The 23,208-nt window shown below is 63.5% G+C and carries 24 protein-coding genes; 12 read left to right on the top strand and 12 right to left on the bottom strand.

Annotation, left to right across the window (positions count from 1 at the left end):
• Nucleotides 1-6: 6 nt before the first annotated feature.
• From hflK to H7F36_RS20135, 6 genes are all read left to right on the top strand, one after another.
• On the top strand, nt 7-1,371 hold the full coding sequence (gene hflK, locus H7F36_RS20160) for an FtsH protease activity modulator HflK (protein ID WP_187052445.1): 1,365 nt from the start codon (nt 7-9) through the stop codon (nt 1,369-1,371).
• A gap of 14 nt (nt 1,372-1,385) precedes the next feature.
• Nucleotides 1,386-2,294 (top strand): protease modulator HflC, encoded by a 909-nt coding sequence (gene hflC / locus H7F36_RS20155; protein ID WP_187055116.1) that lies wholly within the window; start codon nt 1,386-1,388, stop codon nt 2,292-2,294.
• A gap of 56 nt (nt 2,295-2,350) precedes the next feature.
• Nucleotides 2,351-2,539, top strand: coding sequence for a DUF2065 domain-containing protein (locus tag H7F36_RS20150; RefSeq protein WP_187052444.1), 189 nt, complete (start codon nt 2,351-2,353; stop codon nt 2,537-2,539).
• Nucleotides 2,540-2,623: 84 nt separating this feature from the next.
• Nucleotides 2,624-3,775 carry an ATP phosphoribosyltransferase regulatory subunit gene (locus H7F36_RS20145; protein WP_187052443.1) on the top strand — a complete coding sequence of 384 codons (1,152 nt, stop codon included), beginning with the start codon at nt 2,624-2,626 and terminating at the stop codon, nt 3,773-3,775.
• Between the two features lie 14 nt (nt 3,776-3,789).
• Complete coding sequence (locus tag H7F36_RS20140; RefSeq protein WP_187052442.1) at nt 3,790-5,121, top strand: adenylosuccinate synthase; 1,332 nt, start codon at nt 3,790-3,792, stop codon at nt 5,119-5,121.
• 18 nt (nt 5,122-5,139) lie between these two features.
• A complete protein-coding gene (locus tag H7F36_RS20135) occupies nt 5,140-5,664 on the top strand; it encodes a phosphoribosyltransferase (RefSeq protein ID WP_187052441.1) in 525 nt (174 codons plus the stop codon).
• Nucleotides 5,665-5,671: 7 nt separating this feature from the next.
• Here the strand turns inward: H7F36_RS20135 and H7F36_RS20130 are convergent, their stop codons facing one another.
• From H7F36_RS20130 to H7F36_RS20110, 5 genes are read right to left on the bottom strand one after another with little or no spacing between them, the layout of a single operon-like run.
• Complete coding sequence (locus tag H7F36_RS20130; protein WP_187052440.1) at nt 5,672-6,049, bottom strand: DUF2784 domain-containing protein; 378 nt, start codon at nt 6,047-6,049, stop codon at nt 5,672-5,674.
• 16 nt (nt 6,050-6,065) lie between these two features.
• Nucleotides 6,066-6,902, bottom strand: a complete 837-nt coding sequence (locus H7F36_RS20125) for an ABC transporter permease (protein ID WP_187052439.1) — start codon at nt 6,900-6,902, stop codon at nt 6,066-6,068.
• Nucleotides 6,903-6,936: 34 nt separating this feature from the next.
• Complete coding sequence (locus H7F36_RS20120; protein WP_187052438.1) at nt 6,937-8,199, bottom strand: ABC transporter permease; 1,263 nt, start codon at nt 8,197-8,199, stop codon at nt 6,937-6,939.
• 28 nt (nt 8,200-8,227) lie between these two features.
• Nucleotides 8,228-9,262: an ABC transporter substrate-binding protein gene (locus H7F36_RS20115; protein ID WP_187052437.1), complete on the bottom strand. Its 1,035-nt coding sequence runs from the start codon at nt 9,260-9,262 to the stop codon at nt 8,228-8,230.
• A 58-nt stretch (nt 9,263-9,320) separates the two neighbouring features.
• Entirely contained in the window at nt 9,321-10,421 is a 1,101-nt protein-coding gene (locus H7F36_RS20110; protein ID WP_261802687.1) for an ABC transporter ATP-binding protein, read from the bottom strand.
• A gap of 231 nt (nt 10,422-10,652) precedes the next feature.
• Here H7F36_RS20110 and alaS point away from each other — a divergent pair, with 231 nt between their 5' ends.
• From alaS to H7F36_RS20095, 3 genes are read left to right on the top strand one after another with little or no spacing between them, the layout of a single operon-like run.
• Nucleotides 10,653-13,304, top strand: a complete 2,652-nt coding sequence (gene alaS, locus H7F36_RS20105; protein ID WP_187052435.1) for an alanine--tRNA ligase — start codon at nt 10,653-10,655, stop codon at nt 13,302-13,304.
• Between the two features lie 14 nt (nt 13,305-13,318).
• On the top strand, nt 13,319-14,383 hold the full coding sequence (locus H7F36_RS20100) for a 2-dehydropantoate 2-reductase (protein WP_187052434.1): 1,065 nt from the start codon (nt 13,319-13,321) through the stop codon (nt 14,381-14,383).
• 19 nt (nt 14,384-14,402) lie between these two features.
• A complete protein-coding gene (locus tag H7F36_RS20095; protein ID WP_187052433.1) occupies nt 14,403-15,656 on the top strand; it encodes a D-amino acid dehydrogenase in 1,254 nt (417 codons plus the stop codon).
• A gap of 167 nt (nt 15,657-15,823) precedes the next feature.
• Here H7F36_RS20095 and H7F36_RS20090 read toward each other — a convergent pair whose 3' ends face one another.
• From H7F36_RS20090 to H7F36_RS20075, 4 genes are all read right to left on the bottom strand, one after another.
• Nucleotides 15,824-16,582 (bottom strand): ABC transporter substrate-binding protein, encoded by a 759-nt coding sequence (locus H7F36_RS20090; protein ID WP_187052432.1) that lies wholly within the window; start codon nt 16,580-16,582, stop codon nt 15,824-15,826.
• Nucleotides 16,583-16,625: 43 nt separating this feature from the next.
• Nucleotides 16,626-17,306: a class I SAM-dependent methyltransferase gene (locus tag H7F36_RS20085; RefSeq protein WP_187052431.1), complete on the bottom strand. Its 681-nt coding sequence runs from the start codon at nt 17,304-17,306 to the stop codon at nt 16,626-16,628.
• A 106-nt stretch (nt 17,307-17,412) separates the two neighbouring features.
• A complete protein-coding gene (locus H7F36_RS20080; RefSeq protein WP_187052430.1) occupies nt 17,413-18,177 on the bottom strand; it encodes a class II aldolase/adducin family protein in 765 nt (254 codons plus the stop codon).
• Between the two features lie 11 nt (nt 18,178-18,188).
• Entirely contained in the window at nt 18,189-18,794 is a 606-nt protein-coding gene (locus tag H7F36_RS20075) for an HD domain-containing protein (protein WP_187052429.1), read from the bottom strand.
• Between the two features lie 393 nt (nt 18,795-19,187).
• On the opposite strand from H7F36_RS20075, the gene H7F36_RS20070 reads away from it, so the two are divergent.
• Nucleotides 19,188-19,661 (top strand): surface-adhesin E family protein, encoded by a 474-nt coding sequence (locus H7F36_RS20070; RefSeq protein WP_261802414.1) that lies wholly within the window; start codon nt 19,188-19,190, stop codon nt 19,659-19,661.
• 146 nt (nt 19,662-19,807) lie between these two features.
• Here the strand turns inward: H7F36_RS20070 and H7F36_RS20065 are convergent, their stop codons facing one another.
• Nucleotides 19,808-20,380, bottom strand: coding sequence for a cytochrome b (locus tag H7F36_RS20065; protein WP_187052428.1), 573 nt, complete (start codon nt 20,378-20,380; stop codon nt 19,808-19,810).
• Nucleotides 20,377-21,444: a catalase family peroxidase gene (locus H7F36_RS20060; protein WP_187052427.1), complete on the bottom strand. Its 1,068-nt coding sequence runs from the start codon at nt 21,442-21,444 to the stop codon at nt 20,377-20,379. Before H7F36_RS20060 ends, H7F36_RS20065 begins: the two co-directional genes overlap by 4 nt.
• Nucleotides 21,445-21,568: 124 nt before the next feature.
• Between H7F36_RS20060 and H7F36_RS20055 the strand changes: the two genes are divergently transcribed.
• Nucleotides 21,569-21,775 carry a hypothetical protein gene (locus H7F36_RS20055; protein WP_187052426.1) on the top strand — a complete coding sequence of 69 codons (207 nt, stop codon included), beginning with the start codon at nt 21,569-21,571 and terminating at the stop codon, nt 21,773-21,775.
• Between the two features lie 72 nt (nt 21,776-21,847).
• Here H7F36_RS20055 and H7F36_RS20050 read toward each other — a convergent pair whose 3' ends face one another.
• Entirely contained in the window at nt 21,848-22,171 is a 324-nt protein-coding gene (locus tag H7F36_RS20050; protein WP_187052425.1) for an antibiotic biosynthesis monooxygenase family protein, read from the bottom strand.
• Between the two features lie 114 nt (nt 22,172-22,285).
• Here H7F36_RS20050 and H7F36_RS20045 point away from each other — a divergent pair, with 114 nt between their 5' ends.
• Entirely contained in the window at nt 22,286-23,194 is a 909-nt protein-coding gene (locus tag H7F36_RS20045; RefSeq protein ID WP_187052424.1) for a LysR family transcriptional regulator, read from the top strand.
• The last annotated feature ends 14 nt before the right edge of the window (nt 23,195-23,208 follow it).

Here is a 23,208-nt window from a genome sequence, read left to right as displayed (position 1 = left end):
CAGGGAATGTTTAACCTGAACGACGGAAAATGGGGGCGAGGTGACGAGCCCTCGTCTAATGGCGAGCGCGCGGGCGCCAATCGGCCCGATGCCGATCCGCCAAGTACACCGCCACCACCGCCTTCGGGCAACAACAATCGGCCGCGCGGCCAGGGTCCGAACCAGGGCCCCCCTGACCTCGATGAGTTGTGGCGTGACTTCAATCGCAAGCTCGGCGGCCTCTTCGGCGGCGGTCGTGGTGGCGGTGGCGACAAGAACCGGCCCAGCGGCAACGGTGGCGGTGCCCCCGGCGGCTTCCGCCCCGACATGAAGAACGCGGGCGTCGGCCTCGGCTTGGTGGCGGCGGTTGCCGTGCTTATCTGGCTCGGCACCGGCTTCTTCATCGTGAACGAAGGCCAGCAGGCCGTCATTACCCAGTTCGGTCGCTTCAAGGAGACGGTGGGCGCAGGCTTCAACTGGCGGTTGCCGTACCCGATCCAGCGTCACGAGCTTGTCGTTACCTCGCAGATCCGTTCGGTCGACGTGGGGCGCGACAGCATCGTGCGTTCGACTGGCTTGCGTGAGTCGGCGATGTTGACCGAGGACGAGAACATCGTCGAAATCAAGTTCGCGGTGCAGTACCGTTTGAGTAACGCGCAGGCGTATCTTTTTGAGAGCAAGGCACCGGCAGACACGGTTGTCCAGGTTGCCGAAACAGCCGTTCGCGAAGTCGTCGGCAAGATGAAGATGGACGCGGCGCTCGCCGAAGAGCGCGACCAGATCTCGCCACGCGTGCGCATACTGATGCAGACCATCCTCGACCGCTACAAGGTCGGCGTCGACGTGGTGGCGATCAATTTGCAGCAGGGCGGCGTGCGTCCTCCCGAGCAGGTGCAGGCGGCGTTCGATGATGTGCTGAAGGCCGGTCAGGAGAGGGAGCGTGCCAAGAACGAGGCCCAGGCGTATGCCAACGACGTCATTCCCCGCGCGACCGGTACCGCGTCGCGCCTGAAAGAAGAATCCGATGCCTACAAGGCGCGAATCGTCGCCCAGGCGCAGGGCGACGCCGGACGCTTCGGCGCCGTGCTTACCGAATACCAGAAGGCTCCGCAGGTCACCCGTGACCGCATGTACACCGACGCGATGCAGCAGATCTACAGCAACACGACCAAGGTTCTGGTCGACTCCAAATCGGGCTCCAACTTGCTCTACCTGCCTCTCGACAAACTCATGGCATCGAGCGGAGTCAGCCCCGTGCCTGCGCCCGCCGATGGTGCCTCGCCCAATGTGGCAGGCACCGCGACACCGCAGTCATCGGTGATTCCCGTCGTTCCCAATGGCGGCGAAGCCCGAGCGCGTGATGGTCGTTCCCGCGACCGTGACGCGCGTTGAGCCGGAGCATGAACATGAACAGAATCGGTTTCATCGCTTCCACCATCCTGGTGGTTCTCGTGTTGCTCAGCTCCACGCTATTCGTTGTCGACCAGCGCCAGTTCGGGGTTGTCTATGCGCTCGGCCAGATCAAGCAGGTCATCAAAGAGCCAGGCTTGAACTTCAAGCTGCCGCCACCGTTCCAGAATGTCTCGTATCTTGACAAGCGTTTGTTGATGCTCTCCAGCCTCGAAACCGAACCGATGCTGACGGCTGAAAAGCAGCGAGTCGTTATCGACTGGTATGTGCGCTGGCGCATCAGCGATGCGTCGGAATACATTCGAAACGTCGGAATCGATGAGAACGCAGGTGCAGTGCAACTCAACCGCGTGGTGCGCAACGCGTTCCAAGAGAACATCAACAAGCGCACTGTGCGCGACCTGATTTCGGTACGACGTGAAGCGCTGATGGCCGACGTTCAGCGCGAAGTGCTCGCCGTGGTCAAGGGCGCGAAGCCGTGGGGCGTGGACATCGTCGACGTGCGCATCACACGTGTCGACTATGTCGAAGCCATTACCGAGTCGGTCTATCGACGCATGGAGGCCGAGCGCAAGCGGGTCGCCAACGAACTGCGCTCGACCGGTTTTGCCGAAGGCGAAAAGATCCGTGCCGATGCAGATCGCCAGCGTGAGGTCACGGTCGCCAACGCTTACCGCGATGCACAGAAAATCAAGGGCGAGGGCGATGCACAAGCTGCGGCGGCCTATAGCGAGTCGTTCGGCAAAGATCCGCAGTTCGCGCAGTTCTATCGCAGCCTCGACGCGTACAAGCAGAGCTTCAACAAGAAGAGCGACGTGCTGGTGCTCGATCCGTCGTCCGACTTCTTCAGGGCGATGCAGAGTTCGGGCTCGAATACGACGCCCGCAGCGGCACCGCGCCGTTGATGGCCGGCTGATGATGTGCGTTGCTGGCTGACGTGCCGCGTTGATGCGGGGCCCGTGTGACCGCTGAAACATTCTGGAGCGCGCTGGCCCTCGTGCTGGTGATCGAAGGCATCCTGCCTCTGGTCTCGCCGGGCGGCTGGCGACGCGCCTTCAGTCAACTGCTGCAGTTGCGCGATGGCCAGCTGCGCTTCTTCGGCCTTTGCAGCATCGTCCTTGGGCTCGTGCTGCTTTGGCTGGTGAGTTAGCCGACCGCTCTACCCAGCCAATCTGAGCGAGGGGCCGTCGGCCCCAGCAATTAGAATTCCGGTTTAACCCACCCGTCATTTCTCATGTCCGCTTGGGTCCTCCCGGATCACATTGCCGATGTACTGCCTTCCGAGGCACGCCACATCGAAGAACTTCGACGCCAACTGCTCGATACCGCTCGCGGCTACGGCTATGAGTTGGTAATGCCGCCGTTGCTAGAGCACCTCGAATCGTTGCTGTCCGGCACCGGCGAGGCACTCGATCTTCAGACTTTCAAACTCGTCGACCAGCTTTCCGGCCGCAGCATGGGGCTGCGCGCAGACACCACGCCACAAGTCGCGCGCATCGACGCCCACCTGCTGAACCGGGAAGGCGTCGCACGGCTTTGCTACTGCGGCCCGGTCCTGCACACCAAGCCGGACAGGCCGCATGCCACGCGCGAGCCGCTGCAGTTCGGCGCCGAGATCTATGGCCATGCCGGCCTCGAAGCCGACACCGAAACCTTGCTGCTGGCGCTCGACTGTCTCCATGCCGCTGGCGTGCCGCAAGGTGCCATCGTCGACATGGCCGACGCGCGCATCGTGCGTGCACTGTTGGCTGGCGTGCTGGTCGACGCGGCGACCATCGGTCGCGTGCATGCGGCGCTGGCCGCCAAGGATGCGAGCGAGCTCAATTCGCTCACGCAGAAATTTCCGACGACATCGCGTGAAGGGCTTGCGGCACTGGTGCAGCTCTATGGCGATGTCAGCGTGCTCGACGAAGCCGAGAAGGCATTGAGGGCCATCCCCGGCGTGCTGCCGGCACTGGCCAATCTGAGAGAACTCGCAGCGCGGCTCGATGGCGCCGAGGTGAGCTTCGACCTGGCCGATCTGCGAGGCTATGCGTACTACAGCGGCATGCGCTTCGGCATCTATGTGCCGGGCGCAGCAGATGCCCTGGTGCGTGGCGGCCGCTACGACGAAGTCGGCGCGGTGTTCGGGCGCAACCGGCCGGCGGTCGGTTTCAGCCTCGACCTGCGCGAGCTGGTCGGCGTGGTGCCGACGCGTCCGTTGCGCGCCGCCATCCGTGCGCCATGGAGCGATGCATCGGGGCTTCGCAAGGCGATCGCCGATCTGCGCCAAACCGGGGAAACCGTGGTGTGCGTGCTGCCGGGACACGGCAGCGAAATCGAAGAATTCCATTGCGACCGCGAGCTCGTCGAGCGCGCCGGCCAATGGAGTGTGCAAGTGATCTGATTCAGGAAATTCAAATGAGCGTTACCACCGGAAGAAATGTGGTCGTCGTCGGCACCCAATGGGGCGATGAGGGCAAGGGCAAGCTGGTCGACTGGCTGACCGAGAGCGCCCAGGGCGTGGTTCGCTTCCAGGGCGGCCACAACGCGGGCCACACGCTCGTCATCAACGGCGTGAAAACCGCCCTGCACCTGATCCCGAGCGGCATCATGCGGCCGGGCGTCAAGTGCTACATCGGCAACGGCGTCGTCCTGTCGGCTGCCAAGCTCTTCGAGGAAATCGAAGGGCTGGAGAAGGCCGGCGTCGAGGTGCGTTCGCGGCTTCGCATCAGCGAGGCTTGCCCGCTGATTCTTCCGTTCCACGCCGCGCTCGACATCGCTCGCGAGACCTATCGCGAGAAGGGCGGCAGCGAAAAGATCGGCACCACCGGTCGTGGCATCGGCCCGGCGTATGAAGACAAGATCGCACGGCGCGCTTTGCGCGTGCAGGACCTGAAGCACCCGGAGCGCTTCGCTCAGAAGCTGCGTGTGCTGCTCGACCTTCACAACCATGTGCTGACTCAAGTGCTCAGCGCGCCGGCCATCGATTACGACATGGTGTTCGAAGAAGCCATGCGCCATGCCGTGCTGCTGAAGCCGATGATGGCCGACGTGTCGCGTGAGCTCAACGATGCACACAAGGCCGGCGCCAACCTGTTGTTCGAGGGCGCGCAAGGCACGCTGCTCGATGTCGACCACGGCACCTATCCCTACGTGACGTCGAGCAATTGCGTGGCCGGCAATGCGGCGGCGGGTTCGGGGGTCGGCCCCGGCATGCTGCACTACGTGCTCGGCATCACGAAGGCTTACTGCACGCGCGTCGGCGGCGGCCCGTTCCCGACCGAGCTCGACTGGGAAACGCCCGGCACCGTGGGCTATCACCTGAGCACCGTCGGTGCAGAAAAAGGCGTGACGACCGGCCGCAGCCGTCGTTGCGGCTGGTTCGACGCGGCGCTGCTCAAGCGATCGGCGCAAGTCAACGGACTTTCAGGCCTTTGCATCACCAAGCTCGACGTGCTCGACGGGATCGACGAGTTGTTGCTGTGCACCGGCTACATGCTCGATGGCGAATACACCGACATCCTGCCGATGGGCGCTGACGAAATCGAACAGTGCACGCCCATCTACGAAAAACTCGAAGGCTGGAGCGAAAGCACGGTCGGCGTCACGCAGTACGACAAGTTGCCCATCGCGGCGCGTCTGTATTTGCAGCGCATCGAACACGTCACCGGCGTGCCGATTCACATGGTGTCGACCAGCCCGGATCGCGATCACACGATCATGATGCGGCACCCTTTTCTCGCAGACTGATCTCAGGAGACCGTTCCCATGTTGACCGAAGACGGCAAGCACCTCTACGTAAGTTACGACGAGTACAACAATCTGGTCGAGAAGCTCGCGATCAAGATCTTCCAGTCGGAGTGGGAGTTCGACACCATCCTTTGCCTCGCTCGCGGCGGCATGCGGCCCGGCGATGTGCTGTCGCGCATCTTCGACAAGCCACTGGCCATCATGTCGACCAGTTCGTATCGCGCCGACGCCGGCACGGTGCAAGGCCATCTCGATATTGCGCGCTTCATCACCACGCCCAAGGGCGAGATCGCCGGACGCGTGCTGCTGGTCGACGACCTGGCCGACTCGGGCCACACGCTGCATGCCGTCATGGAGATGCTGCGCACCAACTACGCGCCCATCACCGAGCTGCGCAGCGCAGTGATCTGGACCAAGGCGTTGTCGACGTTTACGCCGGACTATTCGGTCGAGTTCTTGCCGACCAATCCGTGGATCCATCAGCCCTTCGAGAACTACGACTCGATGGGTGCTGAAAAGCTGATGGCCAAGTGGTCGGTCTAAGGCCGGCCTAGGGCCGGTCCGAAGCGCGTCGGCGCCCTGCAAGCGTTCGCGCATACAGCGCGAAATTGAGCGCCAGCACGAAGACGCCGAGTCCGATCTGCACGCCGCGCGTCAGCCCGTCCGGGTAGATCGCGGCGAGCAGGTAGTGCTCGATGAAGCCGCCGTCGTAGCCGGCTTCTCCTGCCGCCCGGCGCAGGGCGTTTTCGATCGGGGTGAGCGGGCAGATGCGGCCTGCTGCCGCCACGTACACGGCCCACGCAACGGCCGCGAGGTGCACCCAGGCCAGCCGCGGCCAGCGCGCGACGCCGGCCGCGCCCATCAGCACGAAGACGATGAAAAGGCCGTGCAGTACCAGCACGGCATCGGCCAGCCAGCGCGCGGTCATGGCACCCGCATCGTTCTCAGCGGCGCCGCCCGCGCAACCACTCGAGCACCAGCAGCAAAATGGTGGTGAACACGATCAGCAACGTCGCCACTGCAGCGATGGTCGGCGAGATGTTCTCGCGGATACCGGTGAACATCTGGCGCGGCAACGTGACCTGATCGGGTCCGGCAAGAAACAGCGTCACCACCACTTCATCGAACGAGGTTGCGAAAGCGAACAGCGCACCGGAGATCACGCCCGGCGCGATGATCGGCAGCGTGATGCGCCAGAACGTGTTGAACGGCGTTTCGCCCAGGCTGAGCGAGGCTCGCACCAGGTTGTGGTCGAAGCTGGCCAGTGTCGCGAGCACGGTGGTCAGCACGAACGGTGCACCGAGCGCCGCGTGCACTACGATCAATCCGAAGTAAGTGTCGGCGAGTCCGATGGGCGCGAAGTACAGGTACGTCGCTACGCCGACCACCACGATGGGCACCACCATTGGCGAGATCAGCACGGCCATCAACAGGCCCTTGAAGCGGAAGTCGGTGCGCGACAAGCCGACTGCCGCCAGCGTGCCCAAAGCAGTGGCTAACACCGTCGCCGCGGGTGCGACGATGAAGCTGTTGCGGGCCGCGCGTCCCCATTCGGACGACTCGAACAGGTTGCGATACCACTTGAGCGACCAGGCCGGGATCGGGTAGGCGAGGAAGGAACTGTCGGAGAACGACAGCGGAATCACCACCAGAATCGGCGCCAGCAGGAAACCCAGCACCAGCACGCAGAAGCAGCGCACCGCCCACCAGCCGAGCTTGTCGGCGAAGGTGGCGTAAGCCGGGAACACCGGAAACACCGAGAGGACAAGGAACTTGGACATGGCCGTCGTTTGCGTATCGGGTGGCTTGGCTGTTTCAGCCCAGGCTCAGATCGGCCTTGCCGATGCGCCTATACACCGCGTAGAGCACCAGCGTGGCAATCAGCAGCAACGAGCCGAGCGCGCAAGCCATGCCCCAGTTGACCTCGACATTCGTGTAGCGCGCAACGTAGTAACTCAGCATCTGGTCGCTCGCGCCGCCCAGCAAAGCCGGCGTCACGTAGTACCCGATGGCCAGGATAAAGACCAGCAGCGCACCGGCACCGATGCCCGGATAGGTCTGCGGCACGTACACCCGGAAGAACGCGGCCAGCGGCGGACTGCCGAGCGAGATGGCCGCGCGCACGTAGGTCGGCGGCACGCTCTTCATCACGCTGTAGAGCGGCAGGATCATGAAGGGCAACAGGATATGCACCATCGAAATGATCACGCCGGTGCGGTTGAAGAGCAGCGGCAGCGGGTTGTCGATGAGGCCGATGCCGATCAGCCCGCGGTTGACCAGCCCTTCGGACTGCAGCAGCACGATCCACGCGGCCACGCGAACCAGGATGGATGTCCAGAACGGCACCAGCACCAGGATCATCAGCACGTTGGCCTTGCGCGCCGGCAGCGACGCCAGCCACCAGGCGAGCGGGTAGGCCAGCAGCAGGCAGAAGAAAGTCACCACCGCGCTGATGTTGAAAGTGCGCAGAAGGATGCCGGTGAAGGCGCGCTGGTCGGGCGGCATGCGTTCGATGCTGCCGTCAGCGTCGCGTCGCATGTCGACCGAGGCAAGCAGATAGTCGGCCGTCCAGCGCGAGCCGTTCTTGGCGATCGCCTGCCAGTATGGCGCCTCGCTCCAGCGCGGGTCGAGTTCGATCAGGCGGGCTTTGACTTCGTCCGGGGTACCGGCGATCGGCAACGCGCGAAAAGTGCCCATCACCAGCGAACGGGCGCCGGCGATTTCGGTATTGAGGCGGCGCGCCAGGGCGCCGGCGTCGGAGCTGTCGGGCAGGTCCGCTAAATCAGCTGCTACACCTGCATAGGCAGCCGCAGCAGGTGCGTCCTTGCGGTCCCATCCGTCGAGCGCGCGCACCGTGCGGGGCAGCGCGTTCGCGACTTCAGGGTTTTGGACAGCACGCTGCAGCAGCGCCACGATCGGCACCAGCAGCGTCAGCAACAGAAAGATCAGCAGTGGCAGCGTGAGCGAAAAGGCGCGCCATTTTCGGCGTGACTCGGCGCGCGCCAGGGCATGCCGCAGGTCGCCCGGTGGCGCTTCCGCGGAGATGCCACCGCCCAGCGCCGCCGTGCTCATCGTCATCTAAGAAACGGCAGCGTCGCTTGCGCGATTACTGTGTCGCCCACGATGCGAAGCGCTTCTCCAGCGCCTCGCCCTGGTCGGCCCAGAACGACACGTTGAACTGCAGCGCCTCCTTGGCGTTGGACGCCGAGGTCGGCAGGTCTGCGAGCACCTTCTTGTCGAGCGCAGCCAGCGTCTTGGTGTTGGTCGGGCCGTAAGGAATGGCCTGCGAATAGACGGCCTGGTTCTCCGGCTTCATCGCGAACTGGATGAACTTGAGCGAGGCTTCCTTGTTGGGTGCGCCCTTGGGGATGACCCAGTAGTCCAGGTCGTAGATGCCGCCCGGCCAGTAGATCTTGAGGTCGCGGCCTTCTCGGTTGGCCGCGTCGATGCGGCCGTTGTACACGGTGGTCAGCACCACGTCCCCCGCCACCAGGAACTGGGGTGGCTGCGCGCCGGCTTCCCACCACTGGATGTTGGGCTTGAGCTCGGTCAGCTTCTTGAAGGCGCGCTCCGCGCCGTCCTTGGTGGCCAGCACCTTGTAGACATCGGCCGGCTTCACGCCATCGGCCATCAGCGCGAACTCGAGGTTGTAGCGTGCGCCCTTGCGCATGCCGCGCTTGCCGGGGATCTTCTTCACGTCCCAGAAGTCGGCCCAGCTGGTGGGCGCGGTCTTGAGCTTTTCGCCGTTGTAGGCCATCACGGTCGACCACACGAAAACGCCGACACCGCAGTCGGTCACGGCCGAGGGCAGGAAGTCGGCCTTGTTGCCGATCTTGGAATAGTCGAGTTTCTCGAACAGACCTTCATCGCAGCCGCGCGCCACGTCGGGCGACTCGACCTCGACCACGTCCCAGGTGACCTTCTTGGTCTCGACCATGGCCTTGATCTTGGCCTGCTCGCCGTTGTATTCGACCGGCACCACCTTGATGCCAGCCTTCTCGATCGGCTCGTAATACGCCTTCTTCTGCGCGTTGGCGTTGGCGCCACCGAAGTTCACCACGGTGATCTGCGTCTGCGCGAAGGCCGACGCGGCGAGGCCGGCCATCAAGGCAACGGTGCAAGCGAGAAAAGTCTTTTTCATACTGAGTCTTCCTTTATGTTGACAGGGCAAAAACAAGAATAAGAACAGAACAGCACGGCTACACCGCGTAGATACGCGTATGAACGACCGGCAATTCGAGCGAAACGCTGTCGCCAGCCTGCGGTGGCGTCAGGCCGATGAGCCCGGACATCGGCAGCTTGACGGTGGCTTCGGCCTGCCCGGCGCCGACGTTGCAGAGCAGCCGCAAGTGGTCGCCGTAGTAGATGACGCGTGCCACCTCGGCCGCAAGCGTGTTTTCACTGGGTGCCGAGCCTGCGGGGTGCAGCACCACGCGCTCGGGCCGGATGCACATCTCTACAGCGGCGCCGGCAGCCGAGCCGCCGACGTTCAGCCCACCGAGCAGGCGGCCATCCGGCAGCGCCATGACGGCATGCTCTCCCGCGGTCTGGAGCGTTCCCTTGAGCACAGTGTTGTCACCGACGAACCCTGCCACGAAGCGGTTGGCCGGCATTTCGTAGAGCCGGTCGACGGTGTCGAGCTGCTGGATCACGCCCTCGTTGAAAACCGCCACGCGGTCGCTCATGGTCAATGCTTCGCCCTGGTCGTGCGTCACGTAGACGAAGGTCACGCCGAGCTGGCGATGGATTTCCTTCAGCTCGAGTTGCATGTGCTCGCGCAGCTGCTTGTCGAGCGCGCCCAGCGGCTCGTCCATCAGCACCAACTGTGGCTCGAAGACCAGCGCGCGCGCGAGCGCCACACGTTGCTGCTGGCCACCCGAGAGCTGGCCCGGCAGCCTATCGGTCATGCCCTTGAGCTGCACCATGTCGAGCGCGCGCTTCACCCGAGTCGTCTGATCGTCCTTGGACACCTTGCGCACCGTGAGCGGATATGCGACGTTTTGCCCGACCGTCAGGTGCGGGAACAGCGCGTAGTTCTGGAACACCATGCCGAAGTGCCGCTTGTGCGGCGGCGTACCGGTGATCTGCCGGCCGTTCAGCAGGATGTCGCCCGAAGTCGGCGACTCGAAGCCTGCCAGCATCATCAGCGTGGTCGTCTTGCCCGAGCCCGACGGGCCGAGCAGGCTCAGGAACTCGCCGCGATGGATGTCCAGGTCGAGCTGGCGCACCACGAGATGCTCGCCGTCGTAGGTCTTCTGGACGCGCTGGAAGCGCACTAGGGGTTCGGCGGTTTTTGGAATATTCAATGGGGTGTCGCGAAGTTGCCCGCCATGATGAACAGACCTTGCCTCACTGGCAAGCAGACTAGCAAGTCGGATGCCTGCATCTGTCCCCGCGGGTGTGTCGGGCCTTGCCGAACCGTTAAAATTGAAGCCTCCGGGCCGGTCGACGAACCCCATCGACGATTCACGGACGCCCCCAAACTGCGAAGAAACAAGTCGCCTGCGCGAAGCCGGCGAAAAGCCACCACCATGTCCCAATCTCCTTTCAGCGCGGCGAACGTCACCGCCAGCGCCACCGTCGCCGACATCCGCAAGACCTTCCTCGACTTCTTCGCCTCCAAGGGGCACACGGTCGTGCCGTCGAGCTCGCTGGTGCCGGGCAACGACCCGACGCTCATGTTCACCAACTCCGGCATGGTCCAGTTCAAGGACGTGTTCCTCGGGGAAGACAAGCGCTCGTATGTGCGCGCCGCCTCGGTGCAGGCCTGCCTGCGGGCCGGCGGCAAGCACAACGACCTGGAGAACGTCGGCTACACGGCACGGCACCACACCTTCTTCGAGATGCTGGGCAACTGGAGCTTCGGCGACTACTTCAAGCGCGAGTCGCTCACATGGGCCTTCGAGCTGCTCACCAAGGTCTACAAGCTGCCGGCCGAAAAGCTCTGGGCGACCGTCTACATCGAGGACGACGAGGCCTACGACATCTGGACCAAGGAGATCGGCCTGCCCCCCGAGCGCGTGGTGCGCATCGGCGACAACAAGGGCGGACGCTACATGTCCGACAACTTCTGGATGATGGCCGACACCGGTCCCTGCGGCCCGTGCAGCGAAATCTTCTTCGATCACGGCCCGGAAATCGCCGGCGGCCCGCCCGGCAGCCCGGACGAAGACGGCGACCGCTACATCGAGATCTGGAACAACGTGTTCATGCAGTTCGACATGCAGCCCGACGGCTCGGTTAAGAAGCTGCCCGCGCCCTGCGTCGATACCGGCATGGGCCTGGAGCGGCTGGCCGCCATCCTGCAGCACGTGCACAACAATTACGAGATCGACCTGTTCGACAGGCTCGTCAAGGCCGCGGCACGGGAGACCGGCGAAACCGACGAGAGCAACAAGAGCCTGCGCGTCATCGCCGACCACATCCGTGCGACCGCTTTCCTGGTGGCCGATGGCGTGATCCCATCGAACGAAGGGCGTGGCTATGTGCAGCGCCGCATCATTCGCCGCGCCATTCGTCACGGGTACAAGTTGGGGCAGAAGAAGCCGTTCTTCCACAAGCTGGTGCCCGATCTGGTGGCATTGATGGGCGAGGCTTATCCGAAGCTTGTGGCGGATGAGAAGCGCATCACTGCTGTGCTGAAGCAGGAAGAAGAGCGTTTCTTCGAGACGCTGGCCAACGGCATGGAAATCCTCGACGCGGCGCTAGGTGGCGATGCCAAGACGCTGCCCGGCGACGTGGCTTTCAAGCTGCACGACACCTTCGGCTTCCCGCTCGACCTGTCGGCCGACGTCTGCCGCGAGCGTGGCGTCACCGTCGACGAGGCCGGCTTCAACGCCGCCATGGAACAGCAGAAGGCCAAGGGCCGCGCGGCGGGCAAGTTCAAGATGGACCGCAACGTCGAATACGGCGGCGCCAGCAACAGCTTTACCGGCTACGAGCACCTCGAAGAGCAGGCCATCGTGCAGGCGCTCTACTTTGAAGGCGCGCCCGTGTCCGAACTCAAGGAGGGCCAGCCCGGCATCGTCGTGCTCGACACCACGCCGTTCTATTCCGAGAGCGGCGGCCAGGTCGGCGACCAGGGCTTCATCTCGGCCGAAGGCGTGCAGTTCGGCGTCGAAGACACGCAGAAGATCAAGGCCGACGTGTTCGGTCATCACGGCACGCAAACGCAGGGCACGCTGAAGGTCGGCGATGCGGTCAAGGCGGCGGTCGATGGCGAGCGCCGTGCCGCAACGATGCGCAATCACAGCGTGACGCACCTGATGCACAAGGCCTTGCGCGAAGTGCTCGGCGAGCACGTGCAGCAAAAGGGCTCGCTCGTCGATGCCGACAAGACGCGCTTCGACTTTGCGCACAACGGCGCGGTCACGCACGTGCAGACGATCGAAATCGAGAAGCGGGTCAACGCCGAGATTCTTGCCAACGTTGCGACGCAGTCGCGCGTGATGGACATGGAATCGGCCCAGAAGACCGGCGCCATGATGCTGTTCGGCGAGAAGTACGGCGAGTCGGTTCGCGTGCTCGACATCGGCTCCAGTCGCGAGCTGTGCGGCGGCACGCACGTGAGCCGCACCGGCGACATCGGCATGTTCAAGATCGTCAGCGAAGGCGGCGTGGCCGCGGGCGTGCGACGTATCGAAGCCGTGACCGGCGCTAACGCGCTGCACTACCTGCAAGACCTCGAATCGACCGTGCACAGCGTGGCCGCCACGCTCAAGACGCCGACCGCCGAGCTGCAAAGCCGGCTCACGCAAATGCTGGATCAGACCCGGGCGCTGGAGCGGGAAGTCACAGCCCTCAAGGGCAAGCTCGCCTCGTCCAAGGGCGACGAGCTGATCGCGCAGGCGATCGACGTCAACGGCATCAAGCTGTTGGTGGCCAAGCTCGACGGTGGCGATGCAAAGACTTTGCGCGACACCATGGACAAGCTCAAGGACAAGTTGAAGAGCGCGGTGATCGTGCTGGCTGCCGTCGATGGCAGCAAAGTGCAGATCGCGGCCGGCGTCACGTCCGACAGCGTGACCAAGATCAAGGCTGGAGAGCTGGTCAATTTCGTCGCTCAGCAAGTGGGCGGCAAGGGCGGCGGCAAGGCCGACATGGCGATGGCAGGTGGCACCGATGCAGCCGCATTGCCGGCGGCTTTGAGGTCCGTGCACGCCTGGGTGGCGGAACGCGCCTGAACACGGTGCAAGCCATGACCGGTGCCTTCGCCAACGGTGTGCCCGGCGAAGTGCCAGAGGTGCTGGTGATGGGCGCGGGAACCATCGGCTGCTTCATTGGCGGCAGTCTCGCGGCGGCGGGCGTGCGAGTGACCTTCGTCGGCCGGCCACGCGTGCTGCAGGCGCTCGCGCAGCATGGGCTGTCATTGACCGATCTCGATAGCGCGAAGCATCACGTTGCTGCCGCCGATTTGCGATTGCTCGCCGAGGTGCCTGCGAATACACGACCTGCCCTGGTGTTGCTCGCAGTCAAGAGCGGTGCGACCGCCGAGGCTGCCGCGCAACTCGGCGCCGTCTTGCCGCCCGGCACGCCGGTCCTCTCGTTGCAGAACGGCATCTCCAACGCGGCCGTGGCCTCGCGTGCTGCGCCGCATCTGAACGTGCTGCCCGGCATGGTGCCGTACAACGTGGCAGAGATCGGCCCCGGTGCATTCCACCGCGGCACGCCGGGCCGGCTTGCTGCGCAGGACGATGCAGCGCTTAGACCTTGGTTGCCGGTGTTCGAACGCGCGGGTGTGCCGCTCGATCTGCACATCGACCTGCTGCCCGTGCAATGGGGCAAGCTGCTGCTCAACCTCAACAACCCGGTCAATGCGCTGTCGGGTTTGCCGCTGCGGGACCAACTGCTCGATCGCGGTTATCGCCGCTGCTTCGCTGCGTTGATCGACGAGGCACTGTCGGTGCTGCAGCGCGCGGGCATCGCGCCAGCGCAAGTGGCTGCCTTGCCGGCCCATCGCTTGCCGGGCTTGCTCCGCTTGCCCGACTGGCTGTTTCGCATCGTCGCCGCGCGCATGCTGAAGATCGATGCCAAGGCGCGTTCCAGCATGGCCGACGACCTCGCGCTGGGCCGCCGCACCGAGATCGATGCGCTGAGCGGCGAGGTCGTGCGGCTCGCCCAATCGCTGAACACAAGCGCGCCACGCAATGCGAAGATGGTCGCATTGCTGGAAGCGGCGGCGCAGGCGGGCCAGTCTTCCGGTGCGTCTCCGATGCGGCAGCGCTGGTCGGCACAGCAATTGCACGACGCACTGGATCTGTAAGAAACGAACAAAGGTTGGCATGCGAGTCTTGATCCTGGGCAGCGGTGTGATCGGCACCTCGACCGCGTATTACCTGGCCCGTGCCGGCCATGAAGTCACGGTGCTCGACCGCCAACCCGCACCGGCCATGGAGACCAGCTTCGGCAATGCCGGCGAAGTCTCTCCTGGTTATTCGGCACCTTGGGCTGGTCCCGGCGTGCCGCTCAAGGCCATCAAGTGGATGTTGATGCAGCACAGTCCGCTGGTCATCAAGCCGATGCTCGACCCCGCCATGTGGCGCTGGGGCTTGTCGATGCTGCGCAACTGCACCGAGGCACGCTACGAGATCAACAAGGGTCGCATGGTGCGCCTGGCCGAGTACAGCCGCGATTGCCTCAAAGCCTTGCGCGCCGACACCGGCATCCAGTACGACGATCGTGCACAGGGCACGCTGCAATTGTTCCGCACGCAACACCAGCTCGACGGCACCGCGCAAGACGTCGAAGTGCTGAAGAAATCCGGCGTGCCGTACCAGGTGCTCGACCGCGATGGCTGTGTGCAATACGAACCGGCACTCGCGGGCGTTAAGGAAAAGTTCGTCGGCGGACTGCGTTTGCCGGGCGATGAAACGGGCGACTGCTTCAAGTTCACCCAGGCGCTGGCCAAGCTGGCCGAAGCGGCGGGCGCGACCTTCCGCTTTGGCGTTTCGATCCAGGCGATCGAACGTCACGGCGTCGGTATCACGGGCGTGCGCACCGATGCCGGCACCTTCGAAGCCGATCGCTATGTGGTCGCGCTCGGCAGCTATTCACCGGCCGTGCTCAAGCCGCTCGGCATCGGCTTGCCGGTGTACCCGGTCAAGGGCTTCTCGATCACCGTGCCGATCACCGACGCCAGTGGCGCACCCGAATCGACGGTGATGGACGAGACCTTCAAGGTCGCGGTGACGCGCCTGGGCGATCGCATCCGCGTCGGCGGCACGGCACAGTTGTCTGGCTTCGACCTCGCGCTCGATCAGGGTCGGCGTGACACGCTCGAACACGTGGTCACCGACCTGTTCCCGCGCGGCGGTCCCGTCAAGGATGCGACCTTCTGGACCGGCTTGCGCCCCATGACTCCGGACGGCACGCCCGTCATCGGTGCAACGTCCATCGACAACCTGATGTTGGCGACCGGCCACGGTACCTTAGGCTGGACCATGGCAGCGGGTACAGGCCGCGTGATGGCGGATCTGATCGACGGGCGCAAGCCGGAGATCGATATGGAAGGCCTGACGGTCGCGCGTTATCGCTGATCGCGTCGGAGCGGGTGCGGCTTCCCCCCCGATGTCGGGCTGGTGCGACCTAACGCGCGTTGACGATCCCCAGCACAGGTGCAGGCGCCGAGCAGTACTGCGATGAGCAATGCGCCGCCCAGACTCTTCGTTTGGATGAGAGTGGTCATATGTTCTTTCTTGCGAGTTCAGATTGATTTGGCGGGCGCCGGCTGCGATGGCGCCACCGCAGCCCCTTCAATGCGATGACGCTTCAACGCATCGGCAACGAAGCCCGTGCTTTTCATTTCTTCGACGAAGGCGGCGAGCACGCTTTGCGCTTCTGCGCCGCGACCGGCCGGCAGTCCCATCGCCTGCTGAATCACCATGAAGCGGCCGGGCAGCATCCGTACGCCGGCCGCACGTCGCGCCTCGCCTTCAAGCAGTTGCCGAATGCCGGCCGCGACCTCGACCTGGCCGTCACGCAGTGCGGCAAGCACCGCCGAAGCGCCGGCCATGCGAACGATTTCGGCCTGCTTGATTTCGCGCGTGAGGAAGAGGTCGTAGGCGCTGCCTGAGCCGACGGCGATGCGCCGTCCGGTGCGATCGACCTCGGCGTTGTCGGTGAGCGAAGACACGTCCGGCACCAGGTAGCTGCCTTCAATGAGCACATAGGGCTCGGTGAATCGCAAGCCTTCGCTGCGGGCGGGATCGATGGCGAAAAAGCCGATGTCGGCCTTTTCGTTCTTGACGGCCTCTACCGATGCTGCAGCCTTATCGAACAGCACCACTTCGATGCCGACACCGAGCCGACGCGCAAGCTCGTGGGCCAAGTCGACCGACACGCCGACCGGTGCACCGCTCGCGTCCTTGTTGGCAAGAATTGGGTTGCCGAGGTTGATCGATGCGCGCAGCGTGCCGTTGGGTGCGAAGGCGGCGACGACCGCAGGAGAGATCGTATGGGTCATTGCAGACAAGTCTACGGTCGCCCGCCACACAACAACGTAGCGTTCAATCCCGCCGATAGGTCAGCATGCGCCCCTTGTACGCAGCGCTTTGCGCCGTCGCCAGCCGGTCGAGCTTTTCTTCTTGCATCGAGAACCCCTCGTTCGCCATTTGACGATTGAAGGCCGGGCGGTTGCTGCGGTTCGGGTCGACGATCCACACCTCGGCGCCGACAGCGGCGTGGCGGCCGATAAAGCCCGCCAAGTGCGCATCGTCGTCCCGTTCGTAAAGCAGATCGCTGCCGATGATCAGATCGAAGAAGCCGTGCACCAGGGCGCGCGTCGAAGGCGGTGGCGCCAGTCGCCAGTCGCCATGCCGGTACTTCATCGGCGGCAGGTTGTTGAGGCGCAAGTTTTCGAGCAAGAACGCGGCGGCCAGTGGATGGCAATCGCTGGCCGTCATGTCGTTGCCGAGTCGATGACCGACCAAGCTCGCCAGTGCCAGTCCGCATCCGATTTCAAGAATGCGGTTGCCTGCGATCACCGGTCGCTGTGCCATGCGTGCCGCGAGCTCTGCGCCCGAAGGCCAGAGCAGCCCGAAGAGCGGCCAGGTCGCGGAAGAGATCCCGAGGTCGTGCGCTTCGCCTTGCGGATCGGAGAATTGTTGGCGGTCGAGCAGCGAGCGAATGACGAGGTCGTCGACGCCCTCGACGGCGATGTGCTCCAGCTTGACTTGATAACCGGGCATGTGAGCCGGGCCGCACAGCAGTGGCCCGCAAAGTGCGGAGTATGCGCGCCGGGGCTCTGGCGCGTGCCCGGGTCAGCTCGGGCACGCCGCGGTCGATCCTCCCGGGCTAGTCCTTGTACGTCGGGTCCAGCTTGTCGAGCTTGCGGATCAGCGACGGCCAGACGAACGTGCCACCCAGGCCGCCGGTCTGCACCTTCATTGCCAGGCCCACGCTTTCGACGATCTTGGGATTCACTTGCGTCAGCTCGCCGCCGCCGGCCTGCGCCGCGATCTGGATCTGGCAGGTGCTTTCGAAGGTGTACATCGACAAGAACGCATCGGCGATTGTCTTGCCGCAGACCAGCAGCCCATGGTTGCGCAGCATCAGGAAATTGGCAGTGCCAAGGGCGGCCTGCAGGCGCGGTTTTTCCTCTTCGCGGAAGGCCACGCCTTCGTAGTTGTGATACGCCAGCGAGCTCAGGACGAAGGTCGACTGTTGGCTGATCGGCAGGATGCCGTTCTTTTGCGCGCTGACGCCGACGCCCGCACGCGTGTGCGTGTGCATGACGCAGACGATGTCATCGCGCGCTTCGTGCACGGCGCTGTGAATGACGAAGCCGGCCGGGTTCACGGGGTAGGGCGAATCGATCACCTTGTTGCACTGCATGTCGATCTTCACCAGGCTCGACGCGGTGATCTCGTCGAACATGAGGCCGTACGGGTTGATCAAAAAGTGATGCTCCGGGCCGGGGATGCGCGCGGTGATGTGCGTGAACACGAGGTCGCTCCAGCCGTAGTGCGCGACCAGGCGATAGCAGGCGGCGAGATCGACACGCAGTTGCCATTCTTCGGCGGAGACGAGTTGCTTCACGTTTTGGGTACTGGCGTTCATGGGGTGTTCCTTCAGACGGTTTCGGGGGTGGCGGGTGCGGTCTTGACTGCGGCCGCTTTGTAGATGCTTTGCCGTGGCTGCGCCATCACGCGCTGCAGCATCGGCATGAACTCTGCAATCGGCAGTGTCTCGGCGGTGGCGTCGAAGGCCGGGTTGTCGTAGAGCTCGCAGAACTCGGCCGTGCGGTCGTAGTGGGGACTCTCGCGGAAGTTGTCGCGCATGTTGCGATCGAGTCCGATGTGGTGAAAGAAGTAGTGGCCCTGAAAGATGCCGTGGTGCTGCACCATCCAGAGGTTGTCTTCGGTCACGAAGGGCTTGAGGATGGCGGCGGCGATGTCTGGGTGGTTGAAGGCGCCGAGCGTGTCGCCGATGTCGTGCAGCAGCGCGCACACCACGTACTCGTCGTCGCGGCCATCACGCAGCGCGCGCGTCGCGGTCTGCAGCGAGTGCGTGTAGCGGTCGATCGGAAAGCCGCCGTAGTCGCCTTCCAGGATCTGCAGATGCTTGACCACCCGCTCCGGCAGGCCGCCTGCGAACTGCATGAATTCACCGCCGATCGTTTGCCAGTCTTCGCGTGTGCTGTCCTGCATGCGGACGAAGTTCGCTCTTGCATTCATCGTGTCTGTCTTCCGTTGTTGTTTGAGGGCGTGCGACCACTGTAGCCCTGCACCCGTTGTGCAACTGTCAAAAATTTGACAATAATCACCTCTGGTAAACCCCCGGTCTGCCTCCGGTACATCTCCAGCTCTAGCCCATGCCGTCGCCTGTAAAACCTCGTCTTTCAGCGCCGCATCGCGCCGCGATGGAGGCCACCCCATGGTTGCCGGCATCCCCGGACCCTGTCGAAAGAACTGAATGCGCTGCCGAAGGATCGAGTGATCGGGTTATAGGCTGCGGCCGCATCGAGCTGCGGTCGCTGGAGGCGCTGCAGCGGCTTGGGAGTGCGTCTTGAGCGGCTTGACGCGCGATGTTCGAAAACGTGTACATCGACAAAGAACGGAGATGACGAAATGAGGGTGTGGCTGGCGGGAGCGGCGGTGGTGGTGGTGGTGCTGATGGTGATAGCGGCGGCGGCCTCGGTGGTGCATGCGCAAACACCCTTGCGAATCGAGTGGTTCACCGTGGCGGGCAATCCGGGTGATCCGGCCTCCAACACCGTGCAGGTCGACCCGGTGGCGATCGGCGTCGAAGGCGACAGCAGTCCGACGTCCAAGCGCATGAACGTCCGAGTCAATCGATCGGCGGAACGCGTCAATTGGGACAACATCCCTTACCGGTCTTACGAGTCGCAGGTGGTTTTCGACTGCCAGGCGCGGCGTGCAGCCTATGTGCAGGCAAGGTACTACGCGCAGCCGCTGTGGCAAGGCGAGCCGCACACTGTGGCCGACTACGGCGGCAACCCGCGGCCGATGTTGTTTCGGGACATGGAGCCGAATCCAGTGAACAGGATTGTTCGGGCGGCGTGTCGGTTGAAGGCTGGATGATGCGGTGCGGTGCTACATGACTTCGGTGGCAGCCTTCACAACGAAACTGGACCGCTCGGCCAGCAGAAAGGCGCCGACCAGCACTGTGGCGCGACGCACGGGGAAGACGGTTCTCAGCTGGTTCAACAGGCTCGAGTTACGACCGCTCAATCAGCGCGACTTGCAGCGACTGATCCACCGGACGGCCCCATCGCCTCGTACACGCCATCGCGTCGCACGAGCTTGTGGAGCAGTGCCGCAGCCAAATGGACCAAGATCAGCGCGAAGAAGGCAAACGCAAGGAACTGGTGCGTCTTCCACAACACGCTGTGCAAGCCTGGGTTCGGCGGCACGATGGCCGGCAGATGCAGGCCGGCAACGATCACCGGATAGTCGGCTGCCGACAACATCGCCCAGCCGATCAGCGGCATCGCGATCATCAGCAGGTAGAAAACGACATGCGACAGGCGCGCTGCAATCTTCATCGGCTCGGGCATGCCGACCGGCAGCGGCGGCGCACCGTCACGCCAGCGAACGATCAGCCTGATGAGTGCGAGCACGAGGATGGCGATGCCCAGTGGCTTGTGTATCGACACCAGCGTGAGGTACTGCGGCTTGATCGTCGAGACCATGCCGACACCGATGAAGAGCATCGCGATGATGCAGATCGCCATCAGCCAGTGCAGTGCACGCTGGAGTGGCGTGAATCGATGCTTGATCGGGCTCGTGTTGGCAATCATTGCTTGGCTCCCGAAGCGGTGCGCGGATAGCTGCTTTCTTCGGCGGTCCGGCGGTTGTAAGACACCGAGTAAGCAGCGGAGCGCGCGGCCGGAAACGGGTCGTCTGAAGTGCGCATGCCCGCGGGCAGCACGACCGGATCGAAGTTGATGTCGCGGCAGGGGCCGTCGGCTTCGGGCTCGATCTTGCGCACGACGAGTGCGCCCACGTCGATCTTGCGTCGGTCGTCAGGCCAGGCCTTGCTCGGGTCTGCGGTGGGGTCGCCCGGGTTGGCCGCGGTGACCATCAAGCTCCAGCGTTGAGGCGACTGCGCGACGCGATCCGTGATGTCCTTGCCCAGAAAATCGGGGCCGCGTTTCTTGAGCTCGTCTACCGGCACGGCGACTGCCGACGCGGCTGGGATGAACGACCAGCGTATCGCCTGATCTTGACCCTGCGCGTTGGTAAAAATGAAGCTGTTCAGGCTGTTGTAGGGGTTCTCGGCATAGGAGCCTGTGAAGGGCGCACTGCCCGCCCATTGGCCGAACACTGCCAGCTCTGGATGCGTGCCGACAAAGTTCTTCATCGCGCCCGGAGCCTTCGACTGTTGTGCCAACTGCAGCTCGTAGAAAGCCTGCGGACTCGCGACCGGAAAAAACGGCGCATCGATCATGGCGGAGCGCCACTCCTGCCCGTCTGGCGATTGAATGCGCAGACTCAGGCCTCGCACGCGCGAGGTCGCGTCTTCGGTGTTCGGGTCGGCGACTGCAAGATTGAAGCGGCCAGTCACCGGAAAGCTGCCGGGCGAAAGGACCTGCGCCTTGGACAACGCAGCGCCTGCACCATTGGAGTCGAAGGTGCCGGTGAAGCAGATGCCTTTCGAATGATTGCGGCGGAAACCCAATGCTGCACCGCCGGGTGGCGCGAGGTTGTCGACGATTTTGGTCTGCGTGACGCGGTCGGGCGAAAGCCAGCCCGCGGTGTAGGCGAACGCGGCTGCGATCACTGCGACGACGGCGGCGATCAGCGCCAGTCGAAGCGGGGTCGAGCCGGTGGATCGGTCAGGTGGGAGCTGTTGGTTGTTCATCGAGTCTTTGTTGTGCGAGGTGAACCTCGCTAAAAACTCTAACGGTTAGCGCGATAGTTCGTGTCGGTGGTTACTGGCAAGCCGAGTCGGCTGACGCCTTGTGCCGCCGGGTCATCGGGCGGTCATGACGGACGATGTGGTCGAGGGCAAGACTTCTGAATCAGACTATCGACGTGCCATCGTGTGGCTGATCGGCCAGAAGCCGCCGCTCCAGCCCGACCGATCGTTGCGCAATAATCGCGGCCTTTTCTGGCGGGGCAGCATGTTATTGGAAATCGCGCAATCGACGCCAACGGCTGCCAGCATCGCCGCCTTGGTCCAGGACCCCTGAAGTTGACGTGGCTTGTCGCTGGATCGCTCCGCGTTGCGAACGATCGCATCCGCATCGACATCCTTTTCGCATTCAAGCATCGACGCGATGCGTGGCGGGCTTTCTGTTCGCGGTGTCCCGAACGACGTTGCAAACCTGCACGCGGTACTCCGAGAAGAACACCTGCCGCCCCATTTTCTTGGCCTCCACGTGCTCGGGATGGGTCGCCCAGGCCCGCAGGCCTTCCTCGGAATCAAACTCAACAATCGTCACACGTTCGCCATCTGCGGCGGTGAATCCCTTGTGCGAGATGTAGCCGGCAATGCCCTTGGCGAGTTCACTCATCCGTGCGGCAGATTGTTGGTATTCGTTCTGGGATTCGGCGTTCAGTCTGGATCTGAAAACGGTCAGGATCATGGGGCGTCTTTCAAGGAGCGGTGAGACTTCGGCAATGAAGTGATCGCAGTTTAGGAATCTGATGCTGTCTTATAAAGTGAATAATTAAAACTATTTCATTCTCAAATTCAGAATATGGACTTGTCCGATTTGCGCGTTTTCCAAGCCGTCGCTACGGCCGGCGGTATCACGCGGGCGGCCGCGCTCCTGCATCGTGTTCCGTCTAATGTCACGACGCGCATCAAGAATCTTGAAGACGACCTCGGTGTCGCACTCTTCGGCCGGGAGGGCAGGCGTCTCCAGTTGTCACCGCAGGGCAAGGTGCTTCTTGAATTCGCTAACCGCCTGCTTTTGCTAGCCGAAGATGCGCGTGGTGCCATGCATGAACAAATGCCGCGCGGTGTACTTCATCTGGGCTCTATGGAAAGCACAGCGGCCATCCGTCTACCGGCGCTTCTCGGGCAAATCCACGAGCGCTACCCGGAGCTGTCGATAGAACTTCGGACGGGCGCGCCGCGTCCGCTGACGATCCGCGTGTTGTCGGGGGAACTCGACGCAGCACTGGTCGCTGAACCAGTCTCCGATCCGCGGTTGGACAGTCTTGCAGTGTGTACGGAGCAACTGGTCATCATTGGTCCTGCCGGTCACCCGCCGATTCGCTCTGCTCACGACATCCGAAACGGCACGCTGTTGGTTTTCGAGCCCGACTGTCCACATCGTCAACGACTGGAAGCATGGTGCGCTCGAGACAACATGGCGCCGCGTCGGATCATCGAGGTCGGCTCTTACCACGCCATCCTTGGGTGTTGCGTAGCGGGCATGGGCGTCGCGCTCATTCCGGCGGCCGTGTTGGACACCTACACCGAGCGCGCGAGGCTTTCGGAGCACAAGCTCAAGGGTGATTTCCGGACGGTGAGGACCATGCTCATTTGGCGCAAGGACTCGCCGCAGCCCAAAGTAAAGCTATTGGCAGACCTGATCCGGGAGAAGCAGCGCGGCCGGCCAAAATCATCGGCGCAGATCATCAAGCGCAAGACTGCTTGAGGGCGCCTCATTTC

The sequence above is a fragment of the Variovorax sp. PAMC28562 genome (assembly GCF_014303735.1).
In the GTDB taxonomy this organism is placed as follows: domain Bacteria; phylum Pseudomonadota; class Gammaproteobacteria; order Burkholderiales; family Burkholderiaceae_C; genus Variovorax.
This window is presented reverse-complemented; position numbering and strand designations above follow the sequence as displayed.